The 6,027-nt window shown below is 63.0% G+C and carries 7 protein-coding genes and 1 pseudogene; all 8 read right to left on the bottom strand.

What is annotated here, in order from left to right:
• A pseudogene (locus BLT64_RS25510) lies at window positions 1–275 on the bottom strand (hypothetical protein); the annotation flags it as partial.
• Window positions 275–3,250, bottom strand: coding sequence for a tape measure protein (locus tag BLT64_RS25515; protein ID WP_011747332.1), 2,976 nt, complete (start codon window positions 3,248–3,250; stop codon window positions 275–277). The pseudogene BLT64_RS25510 and the gene BLT64_RS25515, both read right to left, overlap by 1 nt.
• Before the next feature lie 176 nt (window positions 3,251–3,426).
• On the bottom strand, window positions 3,427–3,579 hold the full coding sequence (locus tag BLT64_RS27090; RefSeq protein ID WP_157137426.1) for a hypothetical protein: 153 nt from the start codon (window positions 3,577–3,579) through the stop codon (window positions 3,427–3,429).
• The gene (locus BLT64_RS25520) at window positions 3,576–4,031 is read right to left on the bottom strand and encodes a gene transfer agent family protein (protein WP_011747331.1); all 456 of its coding nucleotides are present in this window, start codon (window positions 4,029–4,031) and stop codon (window positions 3,576–3,578) included. The genes BLT64_RS27090 and BLT64_RS25520 overlap by 4 nt, the downstream gene beginning before the upstream one ends.
• The gene (locus BLT64_RS25525; protein ID WP_041529800.1) at window positions 4,031–4,504 is read right to left on the bottom strand and encodes a phage tail protein; all 474 of its coding nucleotides are present in this window, start codon (window positions 4,502–4,504) and stop codon (window positions 4,031–4,033) included. Before BLT64_RS25525 ends, BLT64_RS25520 begins: the two co-directional genes overlap by 1 nt.
• Window positions 4,505–4,552: 48 nt before the next feature.
• Window positions 4,553–5,032: an HK97-gp10 family putative phage morphogenesis protein gene (locus tag BLT64_RS25530; protein ID WP_041529799.1), complete on the bottom strand. Its 480-nt coding sequence runs from the start codon at window positions 5,030–5,032 to the stop codon at window positions 4,553–4,555.
• Window positions 5,033–5,194: 162 nt separating this feature from the next.
• Complete coding sequence (locus BLT64_RS25535; protein WP_011747328.1) at window positions 5,195–5,602, bottom strand: DUF3168 domain-containing protein; 408 nt, start codon at window positions 5,600–5,602, stop codon at window positions 5,195–5,197.
• The gene (locus BLT64_RS25540) at window positions 5,599–5,949 is read right to left on the bottom strand and encodes a phage head completion protein (RefSeq protein WP_011747327.1); all 351 of its coding nucleotides are present in this window, start codon (window positions 5,947–5,949) and stop codon (window positions 5,599–5,601) included. Before BLT64_RS25540 ends, BLT64_RS25535 begins: the two co-directional genes overlap by 4 nt.
• Between the last annotated feature and the right edge of the window lie 78 nt (window positions 5,950–6,027).

Raw genomic sequence — 6,027 nt, forward strand, 5'->3', positions numbered from 1 at the left:
ACGCGCGACCCGTATTTGTAGGGATCGCAGATGCAGAGGTTCGCCACGTTCTCGCGGCCGCGCATCTCCGAAACCAGGGCCTCCAGCTGCTTGACCCTGATGCCGTCGAAATCGCGCGGAATGGTGATGTCCACGCGCCAGGCGCCGGTGCCGGGCGTCAGGATCTGCGCGATGCCGGCAAGGTTGGCGCCGGCATCGCGCGAGGTGCGCTGGATGAAATAGCTGACATCCTGCGGCCGGATCAGGCTGCATGGCCAGGCGATCACTTCGGGCATCAGGTATACCGCTCATTATAGCTGGGCATGTGCTTTTGCAGCATGGGCAGGAACTTCTGCTCATACTCCCGTTGGGCGGCCGCCATGGTCATGGCCAGTTCGGCTTGGGTGACACCGGGCGCGATGCTGATGTTCGGGGCGAAGGTGGCGTTGATCCCGCCCGAACGCCCGCCGGCGCGCCCGCGCAACGCCGCCTGTGCCTGTGCGACGCTGAGGATACGACCGTTCACCGCAGGGACGAACGGCTCCGGCCCCTTCTCGCCGGTCATATACATCTGACCAGCCTGCACCGGCCCACCATTCGCCCGAGCCGGAAGACCAGCCAGACGCAACGCCCCGGTCAGCCTGTCACCGCCGACCATCATAGACTGCCAGAGACCGCCGAGGATCCCACCACCTCCCCCGCCGAACTGGCCGATGAGGGCGTTCCGAATGCCGCTGTTGATGATATCTGCTGCGATCTGCTTGAGCACCTGCGCCAGTCCATCCCGCAAGCTTTCACCGGCCATCAAAGCACCCGCAAAGGCATCTGCGACGCCATCGATCGCCTGGTCGAATTGCTGCTGCGCAATCTCGGCCTTTTCCAGCTGATCGGTGAGGTATCCGACATGTTCGGCATGCTCCAGGATGTTCTGGCGCAGCTTGTCGTCGATGGGCAGGCCGGCTTTCTTCGCGGCATCCAGCAATTCCCACTGCGCACGCAGCTTGGCAGTCTCCTGCGCCGACTTGCCGACCAGCTCTATCTGCCGCTCCAGGTTTTCCAGATCGCGGCCAGCGTCCTCGAATATGTCGGTGACCGTCGTTCCCTTCTTGCCCTTTCCGCCGCCGGACTTCCGGCCGCCGCCCGAGCGCCCGGAACGGCCTTCCTCGGCGCGACGGGCCTCGGCGGCAAGATTCGCAACCGCCATCTGGCGGATTTGCTCTTGCGTCAACACAGCCTGGTTCTGGGCAGCATCTTTCGTGATCCGCTCCATCTCCTTTTCCAGCGACACCTGCTCACGGGTCAGGTCCAGGCGACGCTTATGCTCGGCAATGTAAGCCGCCGATGCCTCATTCTGGCGATCAAGCGAGGTGTCGTCGCCACCAGAACTCGGGCGCATCGCCACCGTGGCCGCGATGGTCGATGCGGTTCGGATCGCCGCCGCGCGCAGTTCACCAAGGGCCTTGATGGCATTTGCGATATCACCGTGCAGGCCATTAAAGTCTGCGCGGGTGTTTCCGAGAGCCTCGATCTCATCGGCAGCCTCTTGGGCGGACTTCTTGCCCTTGTTCATTTCCGCGATGACATCCCTGATTTCCTGCACAACCACGTCGCCGAGACCTTGAAGGTTGGCGACGAAGTGCAGCTCTTCCAGAAGCCCCTCCACAGATGCAGTTGCCGCATCGATTTCGACTGCAACGCCATCGAACAGGAGCCCGGTGGTAAGTGCGTTCGAGCGCTCCGCAATTTCGCGCAATGCCGCTGCATATTCACGCGCTGCACGCCCTGCGCCCTCCAAATCGGCGGCCGCAACGCTGCGAGCAAAGCTTTCGGCGGAAATCTCTTTGTCCTGATAAGCCTTTGCCAGATCGCGCAACTGCCGGACCAGCGGAAGATCAGCCTGATCAAAGGCATGGTAAAAGCGGTCTACCTGCTGGATCAACCCGTCCAGTTCGCCGTCGCCACCACTGATCCAGGACCAAAGCCCGCCAGTGCCCTTGATATCTTCGAGGCCCTTGCGGAACCGCTCGATGCGGGCCAACTGATCCTCGGTGCCGATACCATCGGCAGCATCTGCGACCTCTTCCAGCGCCACGGCTGCATCCGGTGCGTAAAGCCCCAGGCGTTGCAGCTCATCCCGCAGATCCTTGCTGCGCTGTTCTGCCTCTCGGGCACGATCCGAGTAAAGCAGGACACCGCCAGCGAGCAGACCTCCGATAACCATGACCAGCGGCCCCGCCGCCGCGCTCAACCCACTGATTGCGGTGCCGACGCTGGCCATGGAGGTAGCCGCGCGCAATGCGGCGCCAAACTTGATCAACACCCCGGTTGCGGCGCCCAGCTTGGTGATCATGCCCCCGATAGACCGGCCGAGCATGCCGGCCGCGAGAACCGCGGCAAGCTTCAGGCCGGAATCGGCGACGGTATCGAAATTGTCGGCGATGACCGTAAGCGCCTCGGCGATCCGGCCCGACATCCCGACGGCATCGTCCCCACGCCCGACATATTCCAGCAGGGCGTTGTTCAGAAGCATGAAGCCGTCCTGGATCGTGGTGGGCATCTCGCCCGCCTCGCGCCGGAGCTTCTCCATCTCCTTCGAGATGCCGAGCAGTTCGCGGCGCCCGATTTTCCCTTCCGATCCCAGCTTGCGCAATTCCATGGTGGTGACACCCATGGAATCGGCGAGGGCCTGCGCGACACGTCCGCCGGAATCGATCACCGTATTCAGGTTGTCACCCTGGAGCGATCCGAGCGCCATCGCCTTGGAGAGCGCACTCATGACACGTTCGGCGGTCTGGCCCTTGGCGCCGGACACAACCAGGGCGTTGTTCAGGCTTTCCACGAAGTCCAGTTGGCGATCCGTCGAAACGCCAAGTTCGGTCAGCGTGGTCGAGAATGCCAGGTATCCCTCGGCGGTCTGGCTGAGGTCGGAATAGGTGCGACGCGCCATCTCGCTGACGCGCCGCATGACCTCATTGCCTTTCTCCATGCTGCCTGCCGCCAGGTTCACCCGGCTGGTCAGGTCGGTCCACTGCCCAGTCATGCGGATCAGTTCCCGGCCACCAAGCGCCGCAGCAATGCCGGTAAACGGCGCGATCAGCGACTTGGCGGCCCGCGATCCGATACCATCCAGATTGCGCTGCATCGCGAGGAACCGCTTTTCGATGTCGCGCGCTTGCCGGTTCGTCACGCCAACGGCCTTGCGCATTTCGCGCTCATAGCCCTTGATGTCAGCAGAGAGCTGGACAACCAGCTTTTCGAGATCGGTTGCCATTAAGGACCTCTGAACACCATGAAGATATTGAATGCCGTCGCCGCGATCTGCGTTATTCTATATGTCGCAGACCATTTCGCCCGAGAGATATACGTCGGCTACAAAGCGCGGATGATTGAGCAGCAAATGCGATCCGAGGATCTACGCAAGGAGCTGAAAGGGATGGGGATTCTTCGTTAACCCATCCGCTCCATGATCCCCTGCCACAGATCATCCTCATCCTGCTGCGACATGGGCTGATCCTCGGCCGAGGTATTGGCAGCGATCCAGCCGGCAAGGGCGGCGCTGAATTCCCACCAGCTGCACCGCCTCACCTCTGACGGGCTCATGCCGGCGGCGAGACCGTTTCCGAAGACGTCCGCGAACCTGATTTTGCCGCGCGGGAGCGGTTCGCGGTCTTCTTCTTTCCCGCCCCGGGCTTTTTTGGCTCATCATCCGGTGCACCGGCCAGCGCCACGCCGAGGATTGCATAGGCCGTCTGGATGTTTTCGTTCAGTTGGCCCGGGCCAACATAGGCGCGGACCTTTTGAAGCGCCTCGACGGCTGGCATGCCCCCACCGATGAGACCCAGCCTGATAGGCTCGATGACGTAGCTGGCATTGGCATCCTTGGGCGGGGCGAACCCGGCCGTGCGGGCCAGGAGCGAGACCTCCAGCGCCCATTGGATATACCATGGACCGGCATCGCATTTTTCCTGAAGCTCGGCCAGGTGCTCGATCTTCAGGGCGAACGGATATGTCCCGTCCGCCCAGTCAAGCGTTAACTGCGCACTGCGGGACATCAGGCCGGCACCCGCTCGTATTCGACAGGTCCATCCGACTGCATGCTGACATTGGACGTGACCCGCTGGCCCTCAGGCGAGCCGATCTCCAGGCTCTCGACGTGAAAGCGGCCGGTGTAGAGTTCCTTGCTGCCGTCGGGCCATTCGATCTCAACCTCGCATTCGATGCTGTCGGCGCTTGCCAGCGCGGCCTCCCACGTCGGGACGGATTGCCGGGCCATCACGCCCTGCCCCGAAATCGAGGCCGTCATCGAGACGGTGTCGCGCTCGACCCAATCGACGATGTCGTCTCCCCCTTCGCAATAGGGCGTGACGGTCTCTCCGAAGGTTTTGGAGCGATTGAACGACTTTTCGGTGAAGCCGCAGGGAGCGATGAACTCAGGCGGCTCTGCCCCATTCGACAGGCGGACGAACATCTTCTTCGAGCGCGTGGTGGTAGCTTTGACAGGCGTAACAGCCATGGTGGTCTCCATGAAAAAGCCCGCCGGTCAGGGCGGGCGTTGATGAGAGGTGTCTGGGCGCTATTGCCCTCTGGCGACCTGGCGCGCTGCATCGCGCACGGCCTTGCGGACCTTGCGCGCGGCAGGTTTCCTGTTCGCCCGCCAGGAAACGTAGAAGAACGGCTGCGCCTTCATCTTCTTCGTGCCGAACTCGACCCATGCCACATAATAGGCGTCATCTGGGCCGCGGGACTTGTCGCGCGAACCGGCGAAAACCGTAATCGTCAGATCGCCACCAACACCGGCACCCTTGAGCGTAGCCACAACCATGGAGCCTTTGGGCGCCTTCCCCCATGTCCAGCCGATGCTATCACGCAGCGCACCGGCTCGGCGCCGCGCGTCGGGCTCTTTCAGCACCGGGACAAGGCTCTTCATCATGGCGACGATCTCGTCGGCCGCCTCGGCCATCTTCGTCTGGATTTGGTCCTTTGCGACCTTGGGGAGCCGGTCAAGCTTCCGCTGGAGCTTTGCCAGCCCCATGATCGTCGCGCCCCGTGCCATGGCCGCCTCTTGATTTCGGGTTATCGATCCTGACCGCGGCCCCCCTGGCGAGGGCGGCATTGGCGCAGCGGCGCGTGACGCGCATCCGTATGCCGGCGTCATACCGGATCGAGACATTCGACTTCGGACGCCACCGGAAGGTTTTGGTGAAGAGAACCCACATCACAGACCATCCACCAATGCCCGAACGGTGACGATGCCATGCGCAACCTTCTCATCGGGATCGCCGATCACCGACCAGCTGGTGACATCGACCAGAACCAGCGCATAAGGGTCCGCCAATTCCAGGTCGGAATACCTGATCGACTGCCGAACCGCGCCGCAGATCGTCTTGGCTGACAGCTGCGATCCACCTTCCTGCGTCCAGATATCGATCTGCTGAAAGCATTCGGAACCGTCGACACAATCGGCACTGTCGTCGATTTCCTGCGCGGGACCGAGGGTCAGGTAGGGATACGAGGCGCCGACAGGGGCGTTGTCGAATATCCGCTCCCCGAGATGCCCCGAGACGGCCGGGTCGGCCTTGAGGTGCGCGATCAGCGCGATCTGGAGCGCGGCGCTGGCACTCATGGCGCCTTCCCTCCCTCGACGACGACATAGACCCAGGCGGGATCGGTGATGCCGTCCACCTCGCGAATTGCGTAGACCGCGGCGCGGCGGGTATCCCGCATCTGCCAGTCGGTCGTAACCGAGCGCGCGGCCGCACAGGACCGAACGCGGATCTTGAATATCGGGCGCCCCTCAAGGCGTGCGGCCTCTACCACTTCCGAGCCGGTCGAATAGAGAAACTGCGCGCGGCAGGCGTGGCGCTGTTCCCAGGTGGTCGAGGTGACGCCCCCGGGACCGGAAACCTGCACCGGCACGTCGAAGGCCACGGACTCTGTCAGCCTCGCCGTCTGTGCCGCGGCCTTCACCATAGCAACCTCCTGCCGGAAAACCGGCGCCGCAACTGCTCCTCGGTCAGCGGATCGTCGTGGTCGTAGATCTGCTTGACC

The sequence above is a fragment of the Paracoccus denitrificans genome, from assembly GCF_900100045.1.
Lineage (GTDB): Bacteria > Pseudomonadota > Alphaproteobacteria > Rhodobacterales > Rhodobacteraceae > Paracoccus > Paracoccus denitrificans.